The following is a 17,197-nucleotide window of genomic DNA, read 5'->3' as shown; positions in this document are numbered from 1 at the left end:
AACAAAGGTGTACTCATGTCCCGTGTGTGTGAACTGACCGGCAAGGGCGTAATGACCGGCAATAACGTCAGCCACGCCAACAACCGTACCCGTCGTCGCTTTCTGCCGAACCTGTGCCAGGTTACGCTGATCTCCGACGCACTCGGCCAGCGTTTCCGTCTGCGCGTTTCGGCTCACGCCCTGCGCTCGGTCGAGCACCGCGGTGGCCTCGATGCATTCCTCGTCAAGGCTGACGAATCCGAACTGTCGATGCGCGCCCGTCTGCTGCGCCGCCAGATCGTCAAGAAGACTGCCGAAGCCGCTTAATAAGCTTCAGCATTATACATCATCGGTTCTGGTGAAGGCTTGGGCGTTTTTCGCACAAGCCTTTTCCTTTGCTTTATTCCAACTGGTGGCATCTCCCAGGATAAAAAAATGCTGACGCAACGTCATACCCTCATCTATGCCCTCGTCATGGCCGCCATCGTGGTCGCGTCCAATATTCTCGTCCAGTTTCATCTGACGGGAGTGCTCTTCGGCATCGCCCTTGGCGATCTTCTGACCTGGGGGGCATTCACCTATCCGGTCGCCTTCCTCGTCACCGACCTTGCCAACCGCCAGTTCGGCCCGGCAATCGCCCGAAGGATCGTGTTTGTCGGCTTCGTCGTCGGCGTGGCTCTCTCTTTCTGGCTGTCGGACCCGCGTATCGCGATTGCTTCTGGCAGCGCTTTCCTGATCGGCCAGCTACTCGATATTTCGGTGTTCAACGAACTGCGCCGCAAGACGTGGTGGAAGGCACCGCTGGCCGCTTCAATGGTTGGCACGGCGATTGACACCGTTCTGTTCTTCTCGCTCGCCTTTGCGCCTTTCTTCGCTTTTATCGGCCCGAACATCGACTTTGCAGTCGCGCCGGCTCCGATCCTTGGCGTGATGGCAACGGAAGCACCACGCTGGATCTCCTGGGCACTGGGTGACCTCGTGGTCAAGATCGTGGTCGGCGTCGTGCTGCTTTTGCCTTATGGCGCGCTGATGAACGTTTTGAAGCCAATGCCGCAGGTTAGCGCCCGCTAAGAGCAGCCTTTGCCTGAACAACAGGATGGCGGAGAACAGCCTCGGCAAGCTCCGCCACTGAGTTTATCGAATCCAGCCGCAGAACAGGTGTCGCCTGAACTGACAGCCAGGCCTCATGCGCAGCAAGGCTACGCTGCTCGGGGCCCGCCGTATCGTAACTTTCCGCCCATTGCAGAAACTGCCGGCTTTTCTCAGCCATGTCGCCACCCGGTTCGATCCGTGCGCCATAACGCTGCCGTTCGCGATTGTAGATGCGATCCATACGGATAGAAGGCTGCAGCCGCAGAAAAACGATCAGCTGATAGAGTGGCTCCACCGCCAGTCCCCATTTCAGTGCGGACCCGGACAGGACCCAGCCCCTGTCATTCGTCGCCTGCGCGCGTAACATCGAAATGCGCGACACCATTTCCCTCGGCGTCGTGAACGGTGGATCGGTCGGCATCCAGTAGAAATTGTCGGAATCGAGATGGCGGATATCAAGTCGCTCCGCCAGCACGGCGCCCAGCGACGTCGTGCCGGAACCGGATGCACCCGTCACATGAATACGGAGCATGTTCCCTGTCCTTCAAACGGTGAGCAAAGAGCTTAAGGCAAGCCACATCAGGGCTTCAAGCGAAATTCCAGCATCAGGTTGCGCTGGAAAATCGAATGGTTGTCATCGGACACGACGATCAGATGCGGCACACCGTCCGGCCCCGCCACCACATCTAGGCCTTCCATATTGTCGATCTGCTGGCCCATATCGGCCTCGATCAACATCTCGCCATCCACCAGCGCGCCCGGCTTCAGACTATCGCCATCGATGCGCCGAATGCGCATGCCGACGCCACCAAGCACGCTGAACGAACGCTCAAGCAGAACGAAATCGCCATTTGGCAGAAAGGCGCCATCGGTAATATCGAACGGGTGATGACGCTTCACCTTGAACTGGCCCTTGCGCGGTCCTTCCAGAATGGCGGCGTAAAAATTGCCATCGTCATCGACGCTCTTTTCCGCCACCACGACAATGGCACCGGCCAGCGGACCGGATTTTGGCGCGGCGACGACCGTTTCCAAACCATCATTGGCACGCAGTTCCCGACGGGGAATGAGGAAATCCAGCGTCTTCTTCGGGCGAGATGTTTCGAAACCGGGATCGGGATAGACGTCCACACGATGGCGGCGCTCGAAACTGACGATGACCTCCCCATCGCGAAGCGTCACACCCTCGGCATCGATATCACCCTTGGACCGCGGCTCACGCCCACTCGCGTCGACCATGGGCAGGATGCGCACATCACGCATGCCAGACAGGCGCCCCTGCCCATCGCGCTCGGTCGCACCCGTCATCCAGTGTCCGGTATCGAGCACCGACACAAAGCTCTTTCCATCCGGCCGGAAACGGATGCCGGAGACTGCGCCGACGAGATCGTTGTCGGACGTGTATTCGATGCCACCGACAAATTCGAGCGCACCGAATTGATTGTCCGGCTGGCCGGCCTTGAACTCATGGAAAGCGCGCGCCTTGATCGGCGCCTCGACCTCCGCCGCCGTCAAGGGCAGCGGAGACACCGTCATCAATAACGACGCGACGAGAAAGGTGCGAAGACCCGAAAACCTGTGGCGCATACGCGGGATGGCTTTCACCCCGCGCGACGACCGCGGCCGGTGCCGGTGTTTTCCTCGAAGAGCGAAGCCAACTGCTCGGTCATGGCGCCTGCCAACTCGTCGGCATCGACGATGGTGACGGCCTTGCGGTAATAACGCGTCACATCGTGGCCGATACCGATGGCCAGAAGCTCGACCGGCGAACGTGTCTCGATCTGTTCGATGACGGCGCGCAGGTGCCGTTCCAGATAATTGCCCGGATTGACCGACAGCGTCGAATCGTCGACCGGCGCGCCATCGGAAATCATCATCAGGATCTTGCGCTGCTCACGGCGATTGATCAGGCGGTTATGCGCCCACATCAGCGCCTCGCCATCGATGTTTTCTTTGAGCAGACCCTCACGCATCATCAGGCCGAGATTGCGGCGCGAACGACGCCATGGCGCATCGGCCGACTTATAGATGATATGGCGCAGGTCGTTCAAGCGGCCGGGCGTCGCCGGCTTGCCGCTGGCGAGCCAGTTTTCACGCGACTGGCCACCCTTCCACGCCTTTGTGGTAAAGCCGAGAATCTCGACCTTGACGCCGGAGCGCTCCAGCGTACGTGCCAGAATATCGGCGCAGGACGCAGCAACGGTGATAGGGCGGCCACGCATTGAGCCGGAATTGTCGATGACGAGAGACACGACCGTATCGCGGAATTTCGTGTCGCGTTCCTTCTTGAAGGATAACGGCTGCATGGGGTCGATGACCAGACGCACGAGACGGGCCGGATCGAGATAACCCTCTTCCAGGTCAAAGTCCCAGGAACGGTTCTGCTGCGCCATCAGACGGCGCTGCAAACGGTTGGCGAGACGGCCGACTGCGCTCTGGAGATGCGCCAGCTGCTTGTCGAGGAAAGCGCGCAGGCGATCGAGTTCGGCCTCGTCGCACAGTTCTTCGGCAGTAATTTCCTCGTCAAATTCCTTGGTGAAGATCTTGTAGTCGACCTTCTCGTTGAAATCGTCGAACGGGCTGTTTGGGCGCTTGGTCTCACCCGGCGTCTCGGAATGTTCTTCGCTCTCTTCCGACATGTCGTCGTCGGAGATCTCGGCGCCGTCCATCTCGCCGTCGTCCATCTCGTCTTCAGCGGCCTGGCTCTGTTCGGCTGGCGCTGCGTCCGATCCCGCCTCTTCCTCGACCTCTTCGTTTTCGGTCTCGTTGCTGCGGGCCTGGTCTTCCTCGCTCTGGTTTTCGAGTTCTTCCGGCTCGCTCTCGTCGTCGCCGTAATCCTCGGCCATCTGCATGGAGGACAGCATGTGGCGGATCAGTTTTGCAAATGCCTGCTGGTCCTCGATCGCACCCTTGAGGTTATCGAGATCGGCAGAGGCATTCTGCTCGATGAACGGGCGCCACAGATCCAGCACCTTGCCGGCACTTTCCGGCGGCGTCTGGCCTGTCAGCTTTTCGCGCACCAGCATGGCAACCGCTTCGGCGATCGGTGCATCATCCTGACGCTCGATCCCGGAGAAATTCGCCTTGGCATATTTTTCGGCATTCATGCTGCCGATATTCTGCGCCATGCCGGCCATGCGCAGCGAGCCGATGGATTCGACGCGCGCCTGCTCGACGGCATCAAAAATGGCACGGGCATCAGAACCCTGTGGTGCCATCGTGGCATGAACATTGGTGTCGTGGCAGGCAAGCCGCAGTGCCATCGAGTCGCCGAGACCGCGAGTGACCGCCAGTTCATGGGCGGTCGGACGTTTCGAAATTTCCGGCAGGCGAATGCGTTCGCCGGCCATGCCGGGGCGCTCATTGGCGAAGGTGATCTCCACCTCGCCATTGCCCGCGACCGAACGCACGCAACCGGTGATCGCCCGGCGCAACGGTTCGGTATCGACCTGACCGCCAGCCTTGGGCTTCGAATTGTCTCCGCGACCTGCCATGCTTGCTGCTCCCGCGCTCTTAAGCCCCGAGAACGATGTTGGCGGCGCTTTCCTTCAGCTCGACACCAAAAGCGCGCTGGTACTGTTCGGCCACCAGCGTGCGCTCAAGCTCGTCGCACTTGTTGAGGAAGGTGACACGGAAGGCGAAAGCGACATCACCGAAGATTTCGGCATTTTCCGCCCAGGTGATGACGGTACGCGGGCTCATCACGGTCGACAGGTCCCCGTTGATGAAGGCCGAACGGGTCATGTCGGCGATGCGGACCATCTTGGAAACCGTCTCGCGGCCTTCTGTCGTCTTGCCAAAGGATTTGACCTTGGCGGCAACGATATCGACTTCCTTTTCATGCGGCAGATAGTTCAGCGTGGTGACGATCGACCAGCGGTCCATCTGCGCCTGGTTGATCTGCTGCGTGCCGTGATAGAGGCCAGTCGTGTCGCCCAGACCAACAGTGTTGGCCGTCGCGAACAGGCGGAAGGCGGGGTGAGGACGGATGACACGGCTCTGGTCGAGCAGCGTCAGGCGGCCGGAAGATTCCAGCACGCGCTGGATGACGAACATCACGTCCGGGCGACCGGCATCGTATTCGTCGAAAACAAGAGCGACATTGTGCTGGTAGGCCCAGGGCAGAATACCGTCCTTAAATTCGGTAATCTGCTTGCCGTCCTTCAGCACGATGGCGTCCTTGCCGACGAGATCGATACGGCTGACATGGCTGTCGAGGTTGACGCGCACGCAGGGCCAGTTGAGGCGGGCGGCAACCTGCTCGATATGGGTCGATTTGCCGGTACCGTGGAAACCGGAAACCATGACGCGGCGGTTATGGGCAAAGCCGGCGAGGATGGCGAGCGTGGTGTCGCGATCGAAAAGATAGTCGGGATCGAGATCCGGAACATAAGGGTCGCCATTGCTGTAGGCGGGAACCTTCAGATCGGTATCGATGCCAAAAACGTCTCTTACGGAAACGGTCGTGTCGGGAAGATTGGAAATATCAAGATCAATTTTGCTCATCACCACTCCATGCCGGACGGTCCGTAGCCCGGCAGCAATCCTTGCTGCATCCTGTTCGTTACGGCTTAGCAGAAACCAGACTGTTTCAACAACTGATATGCTTGAATTACCGCGCGAAAACGTTCTTCCGATCCGCGGTCGCCACCATTGGCATCGGGGTGATGCTTCTTGACGAGTTCCTTGTAACGGCGCTTGATATCCTCAGACGTTGCGCCTGCGGTCAGCTCCATCGTGTCGAAAGCCTTCTGTTCCAGCGTCTTCAGCTTGCGTTCCTGCGGGAAACGCGGGCCACCACCGGCACGCCCCTCGCGCACGAAGCCGAAGGGATCCTTGACGCGGTTATGGCTGGCGGCGCTGCCGGAACGCACGGTCGCGTGCAAAGGCGCGTCCTTGACGTCCTTGTTGACGCCGACCGACCAGGTCGGGCGATGACCGGTGATCGCCTCCTTCTGGTAACGGGCAATCTCGCTGTCGGACAGGCCGGAGAAATAATTATAGCCCTTGTTATAGTCCTTCACGTGCTCGAAGCAGAACAGGAAGAACTGGCCCTCGGCATTGCGGCCGACGGGGGCACGATGCGCGCCCGGCTTGTCGCACCCGTCCCATTGGCAGGTAGGTGCCTGCGCGGGCTCCTCCTGCTTGCGGTTCCGGCGCGTCCGGATACGGTCGAAATATTTTGAATCTAGGTTCATCAGACGCACATTATGGGCTGCACAAAGGGAGAGGACAAGAATTGACAATTCCCTTTGCTGCTGGTTTGTGGAGTGCCCTTTCACACTGCTTCGGAGCAAAATCATGACTGCAAAAGCCCGCATCGAAGCGAGCCTCACCCATGCCCTTGAACCGGAGCGGCTGGACGTGATCGACGAAAGCCACCAGCACGCTGGCCACAAGCCGGAGTTTGCCGGGCAGGACGGAACCCATATGCGGGTTCGAATCGTGTCGAAGGCGTTCGAGGGGAAGAGCCGCATCGAGCGGCACCGCATCATAAATGATATTTTGAAGCCCGAACTTCAAGCCGGTTTACATGCTTTGGCCGTAGAGGCTTCGGCACCGGGCGAGCCGACCCGCTGGTAACAATTGCGCGAGCGCGAATTACTGAATTTGCGCAACCGCAGGCCGGATACGCAAACGGGTGATGCGATTCTTCTCGCGCTTCAGCACGATGAAACGCTTTTCGTAGAATGTGAAAGCCTGCCGCTCTTGCGGGATCAGTTTCGATTCGTGGATGACGAGGCCGGCAATGGTTGTCGCTTCCGTATCAGGCAGGCTCCAACCGAGGGCACGGTTGAGGTCGCGGATCGGCACTGCGCCATCAACGACGATCGAACCATCCGCATCCTGCCGCACGCCCTGCAGCGACGGATCGTGCTCATCAGCGATATCGCCGACGATTTCCTCGATAATATCTTCCAGCGTGACGATGCCCTGCATCTCGCCATACTCGTCGACCACCACAGCCATATGCACCTTGCGACGCAGGAAGGCGTTGAGCTGATCCTTGAGGCTGGTTGTATCCGGCACGAACCAGGGCTTTTGCGCGACCTTGACGATATCGACCGTTTCAGGCCGCACATCCGGCTCCGACAAGGCTCGCAACAAATCCTTGGCATGGATTACGCCGACAATGTTTTCGGTCGAACCACGCCAGACCGGCATTCGTGTATAGGGGCTTTCCAGCACGGTGCGGACGATCTGCTCCGGCGGATCGGCGGCATTGACGGCGCGCATGGCCAGACGATGCACCATCACATCGGACACTTCGAGTTCTTCGAGATCGAACAGACCGCTCAGGCGGTCACGATCCTGTTGCTCAAAATTGCCGTCGCGATGCACTTCGTCCAGCGCCGCGTGCAAATCGTCATGGGAGGCGGTTTTCAGCGTCGAAGGGGTCAGTGTCGTGCCCGTCGCGCGCAGCGTGCCGCGCACGAAAGCATTGACGAAGCGTGACAAAAGCCCCTTGTTTGACGTCATCTTGCCTTCTGCAGCTCCAGGAATGTGAGAACTTCCGACGCCGCCACATCATCAGCCACATAGGACTGGCCGACGCCACGCGTGAGGATGAAGGTCAGCTTGCCGCTTTTCACCTTCTTGTCCTGCGCAATCGCTTCCATCAGGCGCTCGACCGGCAGCTTATCGCCCGGAATATCGCTGATGCGGGTCGGCAGGCCAACAGCCTTCAGATGCGCCTCGACACGCTCCGCATCATCCGGGCTTGCCAGATTGAGGCGCGCGGAAAAGCGATAGGCAAGCGCCATGCCGATGGCGACACCTTCGCCATGCACCAGACGGCTGCTGTCATACTGGGTCGCCGCTTCCAGCGCGTGCCCAAATGTATGGCCAAGATTGAGCAGAGCGCGACGACCGTTTTCGAATTCGTCTTCGACAACGACATCCGACTTGGCCTGACAGCTGGTGGCAATAGCCTCGGCGCGGGCCGGGCCACCGGAAAACACATCCTTCCAGTTCTTTTCCAGCCACTCGAAAAAGTCCGGCTTGTCGATCAGACCGTATTTGGCGACTTCGGCATAACCGGCGCGGAATTCCCGTTCGCTCAGCGTGTTGAGCGTATCGGTATCGGCAAGCACCAGATCCGGCTGATGGAACACACCGAGCAGGTTCTTGCCGTGGCGGGAATTGACGCCGGTCTTGCCACCGACGGAACTGTCGACCTGCGACAGAAGCGAGGTCGGGATCTGCACGAAGCGCACGCCACGGCGCACGATGCCGGCAGCAAAACCGGCGAGATCGCCGATCACGCCGCCACCCAGCGCGATGATCGCATCATTGCGTTCGATACGGGCCGCCAGCGCCATGTCGCAGACGGCGGCCAGATGATCGAGGCTTTTCGTTTTCTCACCGGCCGGCAGGGTCAGCGAGGCGACCTCGATACCATCCGTCTGCAAGGCATCGGTCAGGGCTTCGAGATAAAGCGGTGCGACATTTTCGTCGGTGACGATCGCTGTTTTGCGTCCCTTGATGCGACTAGTGATCTCGCCGCCCGCACGCCCGATCAGGCCGGGACCGATCAGGATATCATAGGCCCGCTCACCGAGGGGGACATGCACCAGCCGTTCGGCCTGCGAAGAGGACTTCGTCATTTCAATCACTTTCCACCATCGAATTGCCGGCCGCCGGCGGGAAGTCCCGCAATCGCAGCCAGCACATTATGCGCCATGGTTTCCTTGCGGACATCCGCCGATTCGACCGTCAACTCGGCTTCCGCATAGATCGGGTAACGCTGGTTCATCAGGTTTTCGAGCGTCTGCTTCGGGTTTTCGGTCTTCAGCAATGGCCGCGTATCGCGCTTGCGAACGCGCTCCCACAAAAGGTCGAGATCGGCGCGCAGCCAGATCGACAACCCGCCATCCTTGATATGCCCACGTGTCTGTTCGTTGATGAAGGCACCGCCACCAGTGGAGACCACACGTTGCGACTGATACAGAAGGCGCTCCATCACTCGGGCTTCGAGTGCACGAAATTCCGTTTCGCCATAGGTGGCGAACAGTTCGGAAATCGTCATGCGCGAAACCTTTTCGATTTCGGCATCGGTGTCGACAAAAGGCAGGGAAAGCTGTTGCGCCACCAATCGGCCGATCGCCGATTTGCCAGCGCCCATCAACCCGACAAAGATCAGGTTGCGACCACCGAGTGCTTCACGCGCCCGATCACTGAGCGACGGAGCCACGGTGAGCGCCTCGGGCATAACAAGATCGGTCATCACCGGGTGTGCCTGTTCCTTGGGGTCTTCCATAGAAAACCCTATCGACAAATGCACCGGCAGCGTCAAGGCTTGTCATCCTCGAAAGATGCAACCGGCCTATTCCGAGGAAGCGACGCAGCAGACCTGCAACGCCGACAGAAAACCGCAGGTCGGATACCGGAATGTCAGCGAAAGTCGGCTTGCACTGGCCGAAGGCTTTGCTCATAAAGGGGCCAATCAAACGGAGCCTCGCATGCCCACACTCTTCCGGTTTCTCTTCATCCTGGCCGTCATCGCGGGGGTGATCTACGGAAGCATGATGGCGCTGGTTCTGCTGGTGGAGCCGAAGGAGCGCGACGTGACCGTGCGCGTACCGTCCGAACGCCTGAATCCGTCGGCACCGCCCGCCCCGGCAAGGCCATGAACAAGATGGACCGGACGTGATGGACCTGTCTGGCGCACATCTCGAATCCTTTCTGGAAATGATGAGCGCGGAGCGCGGAGCCGCCGCCAACACGCTCGCCTCTTATGAGCGTGACCTCACCGACCTGCGCGACTTTCTGGGCAAGAAACAGACGCTGACCGAGGCGCAAAGCGATGACCTCTCCAGCTACCTCGCCCATCTTGCGCGCCAGGGCTTTGCCGCCTCGTCGCAATCACGACGGCTGTCGGCCATGCGGCAGTTCTACAAGTTTCTTTATGCCGAAGGCCTGCGCACCGACGATCCGACCGCCATTCTCGACGCTCCTAAAAAGGGCCGCCCGCTGCCGAAGACGCTGAGCGAGGATCACGTCGGCAAGCTGCTCGCACAGGCGGCAGCCGAGGCGGAAGACACGTCGCCGGGCCGTTTGTCACGCTTGCGCATGCTGGCCTTGCTCGAACTTCTTTATGCGACCGGCATGCGCGTCAGCGAACTTGTGTCGCTTCCAGCGCGCGTGCTTGACCAGCAGGGCCGCTTCCTGATGATCAAGGGCAAGGGCAATAAGGAAAGGCTGGTGCCGCTGTCGCGTGCCGCCATCGAGGCCATGCGGATCTATGGTGCGGCCAAAATGGAAGTCGCCCGACAGAAGGAAAAGACGGAGGAAACCCCATGGCTTTTCCCCTCCTCCGGCAAGGGCGGCTTTCTGCCGCGCCAGGTGTTTGCCCGCGACCTGAAGGATCTCGCCATCCGGGCCGGTTTGCCGGCACCCGCGATCTCGCCGCACGTGCTGCGCCATGCTTTTGCAAGCCATCTTCTGGCCAATGGCGCAGACCTGCGTGTCGTGCAGGAACTGCTTGGCCATTCAGACATTTCCACCACTCAGATATACACACATGTTCTGGAAGAAAGACTTCGTGAACTGGTGGAAACGCATCACCCTCTTGCAAAACAGGCCAAAAACCGGGATTAGAGCGGTCAAACGCGCGGCCAGCCATCAGCCAGCAAGATCGGAAAACGGTTCTTATGCAGACTTATCTCGATTTCGAAAAACCCATTGCGGATCTCGAAGGCAAGATCCATGAGCTGAAAAAGCTCGCTTCCGAGGACGAAAGCATCGACACCTCGGATGAGATCGGGCGCCTCGAAGTTCGGGTTCGCGAAGCGATCCAGGACATCTATTCAAAGCTCACCGCCTGGCAGAAGACACAGGTCGCGCGCCATCCGCAGCGCCCGCATTTCGTCGATTATGCCGCAAACCTGTTCACCGAATTCACGCCGCTGGCCGGTGACCGCACGTTTGGCGAAGACGCCGCCATTCAGGCGGGCCTCGCCCGCTTCCGTGGCCAACCCGTTGCCCTGATCGGTCAGGAAAAGGGTCACGACACCAAGACCCGTATCAAGCACAATTTTGGCAGCGCGCGACCGGAAGGTTATCGCAAGGCCATGCGCGTCATGGAAATGGCGGACCGTTTTGGCCTGCCGGTCATTTCGCTGGTTGATACGGCAGGCGCCTATCCGGGCGTTGGCGCCGAAGAACGCGGCCAGGCGGAAGCCATCGCCCGTTCGACGGAAATGTGCCTTGGCCTGAAAGTGCCGATGGTCTCGCTGGTCATCGGTGAAGGCGGCTCGGGTGGCGCGATCGCGATCGCCACCGGCAACAAGGTCTATATGCTCGAGCATTCGATCTATTCGGTCATCTCGCCGGAAGGTGCAGCTTCCATCCTGTGGCGCGATTCCACCCGCGCCCGCGAGGCCGCCACCAACATGAAGATCACCGCCGAAGACCTCAAGGGTCTCGGCGTCATCGACGAAATCATTGCAGAACCACTGGGCGGCGCCCATCGCGAACCGGAAACGGTGATCACCGCCGCCGGTAACGTCATCGAAAAGGCGCTGGCCGAACTCGGCCAGCTGTCGGGCGAGGAAGTGCGCAATGCCCGTCGCCAGAAATTTCTGGCGATCGGTCGCAATCTCTAAAAGTCGAGGCGGCCGGAAAACCGTCGCCCCGAAAACCGCCACATTGACAGTCACATTGCTATGCTAGACGATGCCGGTCGCTTGATTTGCAGCCGGCATCGTCGTATGCGGTTAAGAAGATGTAAAGATTACCATTCTATTGAGAATGGATAGGAAGCTTGGCTCTGCCTGCTTTATTCGTATCGTCAGCAATACGTGGTTGTCCGTGATGCGCCTGAAACACATCGCTCTCGCCCTTCTCGTCGGCACGGTTTTGACCGGCTGCAACGACACGCTGGATTCGGCGTCGAGCATCGACATCTCCAAGGTCAAGAACAAGGTCGAGCAACCTCTGTCCTCGCGCATTGTCGCGGAGATGCAGAAAAAGGACATGCCGCGCACCTCGCCGATCATGATCCGCATCTTCAAGGAAGAAGGTGTTCTGGAGATCTGGAAGGCGAAGGCCGACAATCGCTTCGACAAGCTGACCAGCTACCAGATCTGCGCCTGGTCCGGAAAACTCGGACCCAAGGTGAAGGAAGGCGACCGTCAGGCGCCTGAAGGTTTTTACGGCCTGACGCCGGCCCACCTGAACCCGAATTCCAAATATTACCTCGCCATCAACACCGGGTTTCCGAACCGTTATGACGCTGCCAACGCGCGCTCCGGTTCGAACCTGATGATCCATGGCGCCTGCTCCTCGTCCGGTTGTTATTCGATGACCGACGAACAGATTCTCGAAATCTATGGTTTCGCCCGCGACGCCTTCAAGGGCGGCCAGACGTCCGTGCAGATGCAGGCCTTCCCCTTCCGCATGACGGCGGAAAACATGGCCCGCCATCGCAGCAGCGAACATTTCGAATTCTGGAAAATGCTGAAGGTCGGCTACGACAATTTCGAAGTCACCAAACGCCCACCGGAAGTGAATGTCTGCGAGAAGAAATATGTCTTCAACCAGCAGGCCAGCGGCGGCTTTACGCCGGGCGGTGCTTGCCCGACCATGTCGACGCCTCCGGCGCTGAACGTAGCGCTCGCATCCTATGAGAAAAATTACGACCTCGCCTACACCAAGGCCGTGAACAAACTCGACGGCATGGTCTGGTACGAGCCGAGCGAAGCAGAACGCAAGGCTGTTGTCGCCGATAAGCGCAAGGGCCGCGAACTGGCATTTGCCCCGACCGGCACTTCACTTGAAGCCGGCAAGCTGATGAAGCAAGCCGAATTCGAAAAGATGATGGCTTCGCGCATGGGCGGTGGCTCCAAGCCGGCTGGTCCGATGGTTGCGTCCGCTCCGGCAGATGGCTCGGCAGGCGCACAGGCAACGCAGCCGCGCACCAGCGCCGCCGCCGTGATGGAAGCCGATGCCCAGAAGCGCCGTGGCGCACCGGTTGTTGCAGACACTGCTACCCCGCAGACCAACACGGCGGCAAAGACCGACCGCGACGGCACGACCTCCACCGGCGCCATTCCGGTGCCCGCCCAGAACCCGCTCGCTTACGCGCAGGCACCGGCCCCCGAGCCGGAATCCAAAAAGCCGTTCTGGAAACTCTGGTAGTCGCCCGCATGGGCGATACCGCGACCATTTACGATCTCAGAGGCCTGAAATGTCCGCTGCCGGTGCTGAAAACGCGCCGACGCCTGAAGGACATGCACACGGGTGAGGATCTTCTCATCGAGACCAGCGATCCACTCGCCGGCATCGACATCCCGCATTTCTGCCGGGAAGACGGTCACACCGTCCTGTCATCGGAAAAGACTCAGGACGGCCACCGTTTTCTGATCCGCAAGGGATCGGTGGCCTGAGTTTCAGAGTTTCAGCCCGGGCACGGCGAGCGGATTATCCTCCAGCGCCGCACGATCCGGACGATCCACCCTTGGTTCGCCGGTAAAGGCGGCAAACAGGTCTTTCACAAAAGCTTCCGGCATGCCTTGGGTGATCAACACCATGCGGGTACGGCGGTCACTGCCATCAGGCCATTTCGCCAGCCGTTCCGGACGATGAAAGATGCTCTGCACGCCGTGCAGAACCAGCGGGCGATCCGGATTATCCGACAGCGCCACGACCGCCTTCATTCGTAGCAGTTTCTCGCCATGCGCCGAACGCAGCAGGTCAACAAACATTTCGATCGCCATCGGCGAGATCGGTTTGTCATGGATCATCGAGAAGGAACGAATGTCATCGCCATGGCGATTTACATCGTGATGGTGGTGGTGACCGTGGTCTTGATGCGTATGTCCGTGATCGTGGTGATCATGGCTGTGGTGCCCGTGTTGATCGTGCCCATGGTGATGATCGTGATGCGCATGATTATGCGCGTCCGCCGCCATCTCGTCACGCAGCCAGCGACCAACATCGGCGATCTTGGTTTCCGGATCATAGAGACCATTGGCGAGAATGACGGCCGTGCCGGCATCGGCGCTGTCACCGTCGATCATCGGCGCACGCGGGTTGAGCGTCGCCAGCCGTGCCTTCAGCGCCGACACGACACCGGCTTCGGCCATGCCCTGTTTGGAAATGATCAGCCGGTCGGCCACCGCCGCCTGTTTCACCGCTTCCGGGTGACGATCCAGCGTGGACAGACCATTGACGGCATCGACCACGGTAATCACGCCATCGAGCTCGAAATTCTGGGCGATGACCGGATTGCCCATCACCGCCTGCATAACCGGGGCCGGATCGGCCAGGCCGGTGGTTTCGATCACCACGCGGCGGATCGGCTGCAGTTTTTTCGTCTGCACCTGATCGATCAACGTCGCCAGCGTATCGACCAATTCACCGCGAATGGTGCAGCACAGGCAGCCATTGGAAAGCTGTAACAGCGTATCGCCGGAGGATTCGACGAGCAGATTGTCGATCCCCACCTCACCGAATTCATTGATGATGACCGCCGTATCCTTGGTCGCCGGATCCTTCAGGATACGATTGAGCAGGGTCGATTTGCCCGCACCGAGAAAGCCGGTGAGGATGGAAACCGGAATGCGGTCACGCAAGGGGGACATGGGCATACTTTCTGGCTTGCTTGTCAGGCCGGACCAGATCGCCGCGATCAAAAACTGCTTGGACGCGGGATCGGGATCGGCACATTGGCGAACTGGCCGGCACCACCGGTCGCGGCAACCGTTTCAGTACCCGCCAGAAGGCCGGCGAACGTGTAGGAAATCGGGTGCGACAGTTCGCGGATATAGGGTGAATGGGTGATCATGCGGCCGGCATCATCGCGCGTTTCGCTGCGCATCTTTGCCGCCTTGGGGTTACAGATCTCGGCGCTGATGTCGTTGACGGCAACCGTGTCGCCGTAAGGCGCCAGCGAGCCGAGCGGCGTGCCCTGATTGGAACCGGCAGTCAGGCCAGCCTGCAGCAGATTGGCCGTATCGTCGGCGCGACCGGCAAGGCTGTCCGAGCCGAGCACGACGGTGACGACAGAGCGTCCATTGCGGGTTGCCGAACCGATCTGGTTGAAACCGGAGGCGCAGATAAAGCCGGTCTTCATGCCATCGGCACCGTCGAAACGGCCGATCAGCATGTTGAAATTGGCATATTGTTTCTTGCCGACGTCGATGCCCTCGATCGAGAAATAACCGGCAAATTCCGGAAACTCCCGCTTCAACTGCACCGTCAGGATCGCCAGATCGCGTGCTGTCGTGTACTGGCCCTTGCCCGGCAGACCATGTGGATTAATGAAGCGCGTCGAATTCATGCCGAGCCGGGCGGCTTCGGAATTCATCATCGCCACGAACTGCTCGTGCGAACCGCCGACAGTCTCGGCCACAGCGACGGCCATGTCATTTGCCGATTTCACCAGCGTCATCTTCAGGGCATTGTCGAGCGTCAGGCGCGTGCCGGCCTTGAAATACATCTTGCTTGCCGGCTGGTCGGCCGCCCGCTTGCTCATCGTCACGACGCTGTCGAGGCTCAGCCGTCCGCTCTTGATGGCACGGAAGGTGACATAGGCCGTCATCAGCTTGGTCAGCGATGCCGGGTACCATTTGCGAAACGCTTCCGTGTGGCTGATCACCCGGCCAGTGCGCACATCGACGACCATTTTCGGATTGGCGGCGGCCACCGATGCGAAACCAGCGGAAAACACCGAAAAAGCCATCATGGCACCGATCGATTTCGAAACGAGCGGCAGAACAGTCTTTGCTTTATGCAAGGGGTTGTCCTCGTACAATCCTGAGCGTGACGAGCATGGCCGTTATCCGACCACTATGACCTAGCAATGGCAAAGATCGTTGATTCCGTCAATTCCGCGGCGCAATATGGAACCGAACACCACATACCGTGCAGACAAGCGAAATGGATACCGGATGCCGATCTTGAACAGAGCCGCCGAAATGCAGGATGAAGTTGCCGGCTGGCGCCGCCATATCCATGAAAACCCCGGCATTCTCTACGAGGTCGAGCATACCGCCGGTTTCGTGACGGAAAAACTGAAAGAATTCGGCGTAGACGAGGTGGTGACGGGCATCGGCCGCACCGGCGTGGTCGGCATCATTCGCGGCAAAAATCCCGGCAGCCGCACGATCGGCTTTCGCGCTGATATGGACGCGCTGCCGTTGACCGAGATCACTGGCGCCGACTGGGCCTCCAAAACGCCCGGAAAAATGCATGCCTGCGGCCACGATGGCCATACCGCCATGCTGCTGGGCGCCGCCAAATATCTGGCCGAAACCCGCAATTTCAACGGCACGCTGGCCGTCATCTTCCAGCCGGCCGAAGAAGGTGGTCGCGGTGCCGAGGCCATGGTCAAGGACGGCATGATGGAGCGTTTCGGCATCCAGGAAGTCTATGGCATGCACAATCGCCCTGGCATTCCGCTAGGTCAGTTCGCCATCCGCAAGGGCGCCATCATGGGCGCACCGGACAAGTTTTCGATCAGCATCACCGGCCGTGGCGGCCATGCCGCCGAACCGCACAACACGGTCGATCCGATCGCCATCGGCGCCCATATCGTCAGCAACATCCAGCTGATTGCTGCACGCAACATCAATCCGCTGCGCTCCGTCGTCGTCTCCGTCACACGCTTTCAGTCGGGCACCACCCACAACATCATCCCCGAAACGGCAGAACTGGAAGGTACGGTGCGCACGCTCGATGAAGCTGTGCGCGATTTCACCGAACAGCGCCTGCGCCAACTGGTGGAAACCATCGCATCCGCCCATGGCGCAACAGCGACATTCGAATACGAACGCGCCTGCCCGGTAACGATCAACCACGACAACGAAACGCTATATGCGGCCGAAGCCGCCACCGCCATTGCCGGACCGAAAAACGTTGATGCCGATACCGATCCGATGATGGCCGGTGAGGATTTTTCCTTCATGCTCAACGCCCGCCCCGGTGCTTTCATCTTCATCGGCAACGGCGACAGCGCCGGCCTGCACAACCCCGCCTATGACTTCAACGACGAAGCGATTGCCCACGGGATATCCTTCTGGGCAAAGCTTGCGGAACAGCGCCTGATCGGCTGAGGGCATAGGAGGCGTTTGCACAGGAAAAGGGGCTTGGCTTGCCGCCCGGCCTTTTGTATGGATGGCTT

The 17,197-nt window shown here is 59.7% G+C and carries 18 protein-coding genes and 1 pseudogene; 9 read left to right on the top strand and 10 right to left on the bottom strand.

What is annotated here, in order from left to right:
• The first annotated feature begins 15 nt into the window (after nt 1-15).
• Together rpmB and ACRQ1B_RS21280 are read left to right on the top strand one after the other, a co-directional pair.
• Nucleotides 16-306 (top strand): 50S ribosomal protein L28, encoded by a 291-nt coding sequence (gene rpmB / locus ACRQ1B_RS21285; RefSeq protein WP_432296050.1) that lies wholly within the window; start codon nt 16-18, stop codon nt 304-306.
• Nucleotides 307-414: 108 nt separating this feature from the next.
• Entirely contained in the window at nt 415-1,050 is a 636-nt protein-coding gene (locus ACRQ1B_RS21280) for a queuosine precursor transporter (RefSeq protein WP_432296049.1), read from the top strand.
• Here ACRQ1B_RS21280 and ACRQ1B_RS21275 read toward each other — a convergent pair.
• From ACRQ1B_RS21275 to ACRQ1B_RS21255, 5 genes are all read right to left on the bottom strand, one after another.
• Nucleotides 1,037-1,603, bottom strand: coding sequence for an ATP-binding protein (locus ACRQ1B_RS21275; protein ID WP_432296048.1), 567 nt, complete (start codon nt 1,601-1,603; stop codon nt 1,037-1,039). The two genes, ACRQ1B_RS21280 and ACRQ1B_RS21275, sit on opposite strands and share 14 nt — an antisense overlap.
• A 47-nt stretch (nt 1,604-1,650) precedes the next feature.
• Entirely contained in the window at nt 1,651-2,607 is a 957-nt protein-coding gene (locus tag ACRQ1B_RS21270; protein ID WP_432296046.1) for an esterase-like activity of phytase family protein, read from the bottom strand.
• A 65-nt stretch (nt 2,608-2,672) separates the two neighbouring features.
• Nucleotides 2,673-4,565 (bottom strand): cobaltochelatase subunit CobT, encoded by a 1,893-nt coding sequence (gene cobT, locus ACRQ1B_RS21265; protein WP_432296045.1) that lies wholly within the window; start codon nt 4,563-4,565, stop codon nt 2,673-2,675.
• A gap of 19 nt (nt 4,566-4,584) precedes the next feature.
• Entirely contained in the window at nt 4,585-5,577 is a 993-nt protein-coding gene (cobS, locus tag ACRQ1B_RS21260; protein ID WP_432296044.1) for a cobaltochelatase subunit CobS, read from the bottom strand.
• A gap of 65 nt (nt 5,578-5,642) precedes the next feature.
• Nucleotides 5,643-6,269, bottom strand: a complete 627-nt coding sequence (locus tag ACRQ1B_RS21255; protein WP_306834316.1) for a J domain-containing protein — start codon at nt 6,267-6,269, stop codon at nt 5,643-5,645.
• A gap of 103 nt (nt 6,270-6,372) precedes the next feature.
• On the opposite strand from ACRQ1B_RS21255, the gene ACRQ1B_RS21250 reads away from it, so the two are divergent.
• The gene (locus tag ACRQ1B_RS21250; protein WP_432296043.1) at nt 6,373-6,654 is read left to right on the top strand and encodes a BolA family protein; all 282 of its coding nucleotides are present in this window, start codon (nt 6,373-6,375) and stop codon (nt 6,652-6,654) included.
• Nucleotides 6,655-6,672: 18 nt separating this feature from the next.
• Here the strand turns inward: ACRQ1B_RS21250 and ACRQ1B_RS21245 are convergent.
• From ACRQ1B_RS21245 to ACRQ1B_RS21235, 3 genes and pseudogenes are all read right to left on the bottom strand, one after another.
• Nucleotides 6,673-7,419 (bottom strand): annotated as a pseudogene (locus tag ACRQ1B_RS21245) (transporter associated domain-containing protein); the annotation flags it as partial.
• Between the two features lie 128 nt (nt 7,420-7,547).
• A complete protein-coding gene (aroB, locus tag ACRQ1B_RS21240; protein ID WP_432296042.1) occupies nt 7,548-8,678 on the bottom strand; it encodes a 3-dehydroquinate synthase in 1,131 nt (376 codons plus the stop codon).
• Nucleotides 8,679-8,683: 5 nt separating this feature from the next.
• Nucleotides 8,684-9,283 (bottom strand): shikimate kinase, encoded by a 600-nt coding sequence (locus ACRQ1B_RS21235; RefSeq protein ID WP_432296151.1) that lies wholly within the window; start codon nt 9,281-9,283, stop codon nt 8,684-8,686.
• 250 nt (nt 9,284-9,533) lie between these two features.
• Here ACRQ1B_RS21235 and ACRQ1B_RS21230 point away from each other — a divergent pair, with 250 nt between their 5' ends.
• From ACRQ1B_RS21230 to ACRQ1B_RS21210, 5 genes are all read left to right on the top strand, one after another.
• A complete protein-coding gene (locus tag ACRQ1B_RS21230; RefSeq protein WP_432296041.1) occupies nt 9,534-9,704 on the top strand; it encodes a hypothetical protein in 171 nt (56 codons plus the stop codon).
• A 19-nt stretch (nt 9,705-9,723) separates the two neighbouring features.
• Nucleotides 9,724-10,671 carry a site-specific tyrosine recombinase XerD gene (gene xerD, locus ACRQ1B_RS21225; protein ID WP_432296149.1) on the top strand — a complete coding sequence of 316 codons (948 nt, stop codon included), beginning with the start codon at nt 9,724-9,726 and terminating at the stop codon, nt 10,669-10,671.
• A 53-nt stretch (nt 10,672-10,724) separates the two neighbouring features.
• Entirely contained in the window at nt 10,725-11,678 is a 954-nt protein-coding gene (locus tag ACRQ1B_RS21220) for an acetyl-CoA carboxylase carboxyltransferase subunit alpha (RefSeq protein ID WP_432296040.1), read from the top strand.
• Nucleotides 11,679-11,886: 208 nt separating this feature from the next.
• Entirely contained in the window at nt 11,887-13,212 is a 1,326-nt protein-coding gene (locus tag ACRQ1B_RS21215; RefSeq protein WP_432296039.1) for a L,D-transpeptidase family protein, read from the top strand.
• Nucleotides 13,213-13,220: 8 nt separating this feature from the next.
• Nucleotides 13,221-13,460, top strand: coding sequence for a sulfurtransferase TusA family protein (locus ACRQ1B_RS21210; protein ID WP_432296038.1), 240 nt, complete (start codon nt 13,221-13,223; stop codon nt 13,458-13,460).
• Between the two features lie 3 nt (nt 13,461-13,463).
• On the opposite strand, the gene ACRQ1B_RS21205 is transcribed toward ACRQ1B_RS21210, so the two are convergent.
• On the bottom strand, nt 13,464-14,657 hold the full coding sequence (locus tag ACRQ1B_RS21205; RefSeq protein WP_432296037.1) for a CobW family GTP-binding protein: 1,194 nt from the start codon (nt 14,655-14,657) through the stop codon (nt 13,464-13,466).
• 47 nt (nt 14,658-14,704) lie between these two features.
• Nucleotides 14,705-15,760, bottom strand: coding sequence for a D-alanyl-D-alanine carboxypeptidase family protein (locus tag ACRQ1B_RS21200; protein WP_432296148.1), 1,056 nt, complete (start codon nt 15,758-15,760; stop codon nt 14,705-14,707).
• Between the two features lie 205 nt (nt 15,761-15,965).
• On the opposite strand from ACRQ1B_RS21200, the gene ACRQ1B_RS21195 reads away from it, so the two are divergent.
• Entirely contained in the window at nt 15,966-17,129 is a 1,164-nt protein-coding gene (locus tag ACRQ1B_RS21195; RefSeq protein WP_432296036.1) for a M20 aminoacylase family protein, read from the top strand.
• The last annotated feature ends 68 nt before the right edge of the window (nt 17,130-17,197 follow it).

The organism is Endobacterium panacihumi (assembly GCF_050847465.1).
GTDB classification, from domain to species: domain Bacteria; phylum Pseudomonadota; class Alphaproteobacteria; order Rhizobiales; family Rhizobiaceae; genus Neorhizobium; species Neorhizobium panacihumi.
Note: the sequence above shows the minus strand (reverse complement) of the source record. Positions and strands in the feature narration are given on the sequence as shown.

Excerpts from the sequence above, each read along its gene's own strand:
- rpmB (WP_432296050.1), top strand. The coding sequence starts at position 16 with ATGTCCCGTGTGTGTGAACTGACCGGCAAGGGCGTAATGACCGGCAAT.
- ACRQ1B_RS21280 (WP_432296049.1), top strand. The coding sequence starts at position 415 with ATGCTGACGCAACGTCATACCCTCATCTATGCCCTCGTCATGGCCGCC.
- ACRQ1B_RS21275 (WP_432296048.1), bottom strand. The coding sequence starts at position 1,603 with ATGCTCCGTATTCATGTGACGGGTGCATCCGGTTCCGGCACGACGTCG.
- ACRQ1B_RS21270 (WP_432296046.1), bottom strand. The coding sequence starts at position 2,607 with ATGACGGTGTCTCCGCTGCCCTTGACGGCGGCGGAGGTCGAGGCGCCG.
- cobT (WP_432296045.1), bottom strand. The coding sequence starts at position 4,565 with ATGGCAGGTCGCGGAGACAATTCGAAGCCCAAGGCTGGCGGTCAGGTC.
- cobS (WP_432296044.1), bottom strand. The coding sequence starts at position 5,577 with ATGAGCAAAATTGATCTTGATATTTCCAATCTTCCCGACACGACCGTT.
- ACRQ1B_RS21255 (WP_306834316.1), bottom strand. The coding sequence starts at position 6,269 with ATGAACCTAGATTCAAAATATTTCGACCGTATCCGGACGCGCCGGAAC.
- ACRQ1B_RS21250 (WP_432296043.1), top strand. The coding sequence starts at position 6,373 with ATGACTGCAAAAGCCCGCATCGAAGCGAGCCTCACCCATGCCCTTGAA.
- aroB (WP_432296042.1), bottom strand. The coding sequence starts at position 8,678 with ATGACGAAGTCCTCTTCGCAGGCCGAACGGCTGGTGCATGTCCCCCTC.
- ACRQ1B_RS21235 (WP_432296151.1), bottom strand. The coding sequence starts at position 9,283 with ATGCCCGAGGCGCTCACCGTGGCTCCGTCGCTCAGTGATCGGGCGCGT.
- ACRQ1B_RS21230 (WP_432296041.1), top strand. The coding sequence starts at position 9,534 with ATGCCCACACTCTTCCGGTTTCTCTTCATCCTGGCCGTCATCGCGGGG.
- xerD (WP_432296149.1), top strand. The coding sequence starts at position 9,724 with ATGGACCTGTCTGGCGCACATCTCGAATCCTTTCTGGAAATGATGAGC.
- ACRQ1B_RS21220 (WP_432296040.1), top strand. The coding sequence starts at position 10,725 with ATGCAGACTTATCTCGATTTCGAAAAACCCATTGCGGATCTCGAAGGC.
- ACRQ1B_RS21215 (WP_432296039.1), top strand. The coding sequence starts at position 11,887 with ATGCGCCTGAAACACATCGCTCTCGCCCTTCTCGTCGGCACGGTTTTG.
- ACRQ1B_RS21210 (WP_432296038.1), top strand. The coding sequence starts at position 13,221 with ATGGGCGATACCGCGACCATTTACGATCTCAGAGGCCTGAAATGTCCG.
- ACRQ1B_RS21205 (WP_432296037.1), bottom strand. The coding sequence starts at position 14,657 with ATGTCCCCCTTGCGTGACCGCATTCCGGTTTCCATCCTCACCGGCTTT.
- ACRQ1B_RS21200 (WP_432296148.1), bottom strand. The coding sequence starts at position 15,760 with ATGATGGCTTTTTCGGTGTTTTCCGCTGGTTTCGCATCGGTGGCCGCC.
- ACRQ1B_RS21195 (WP_432296036.1), top strand. The coding sequence starts at position 15,966 with ATGCCGATCTTGAACAGAGCCGCCGAAATGCAGGATGAAGTTGCCGGC.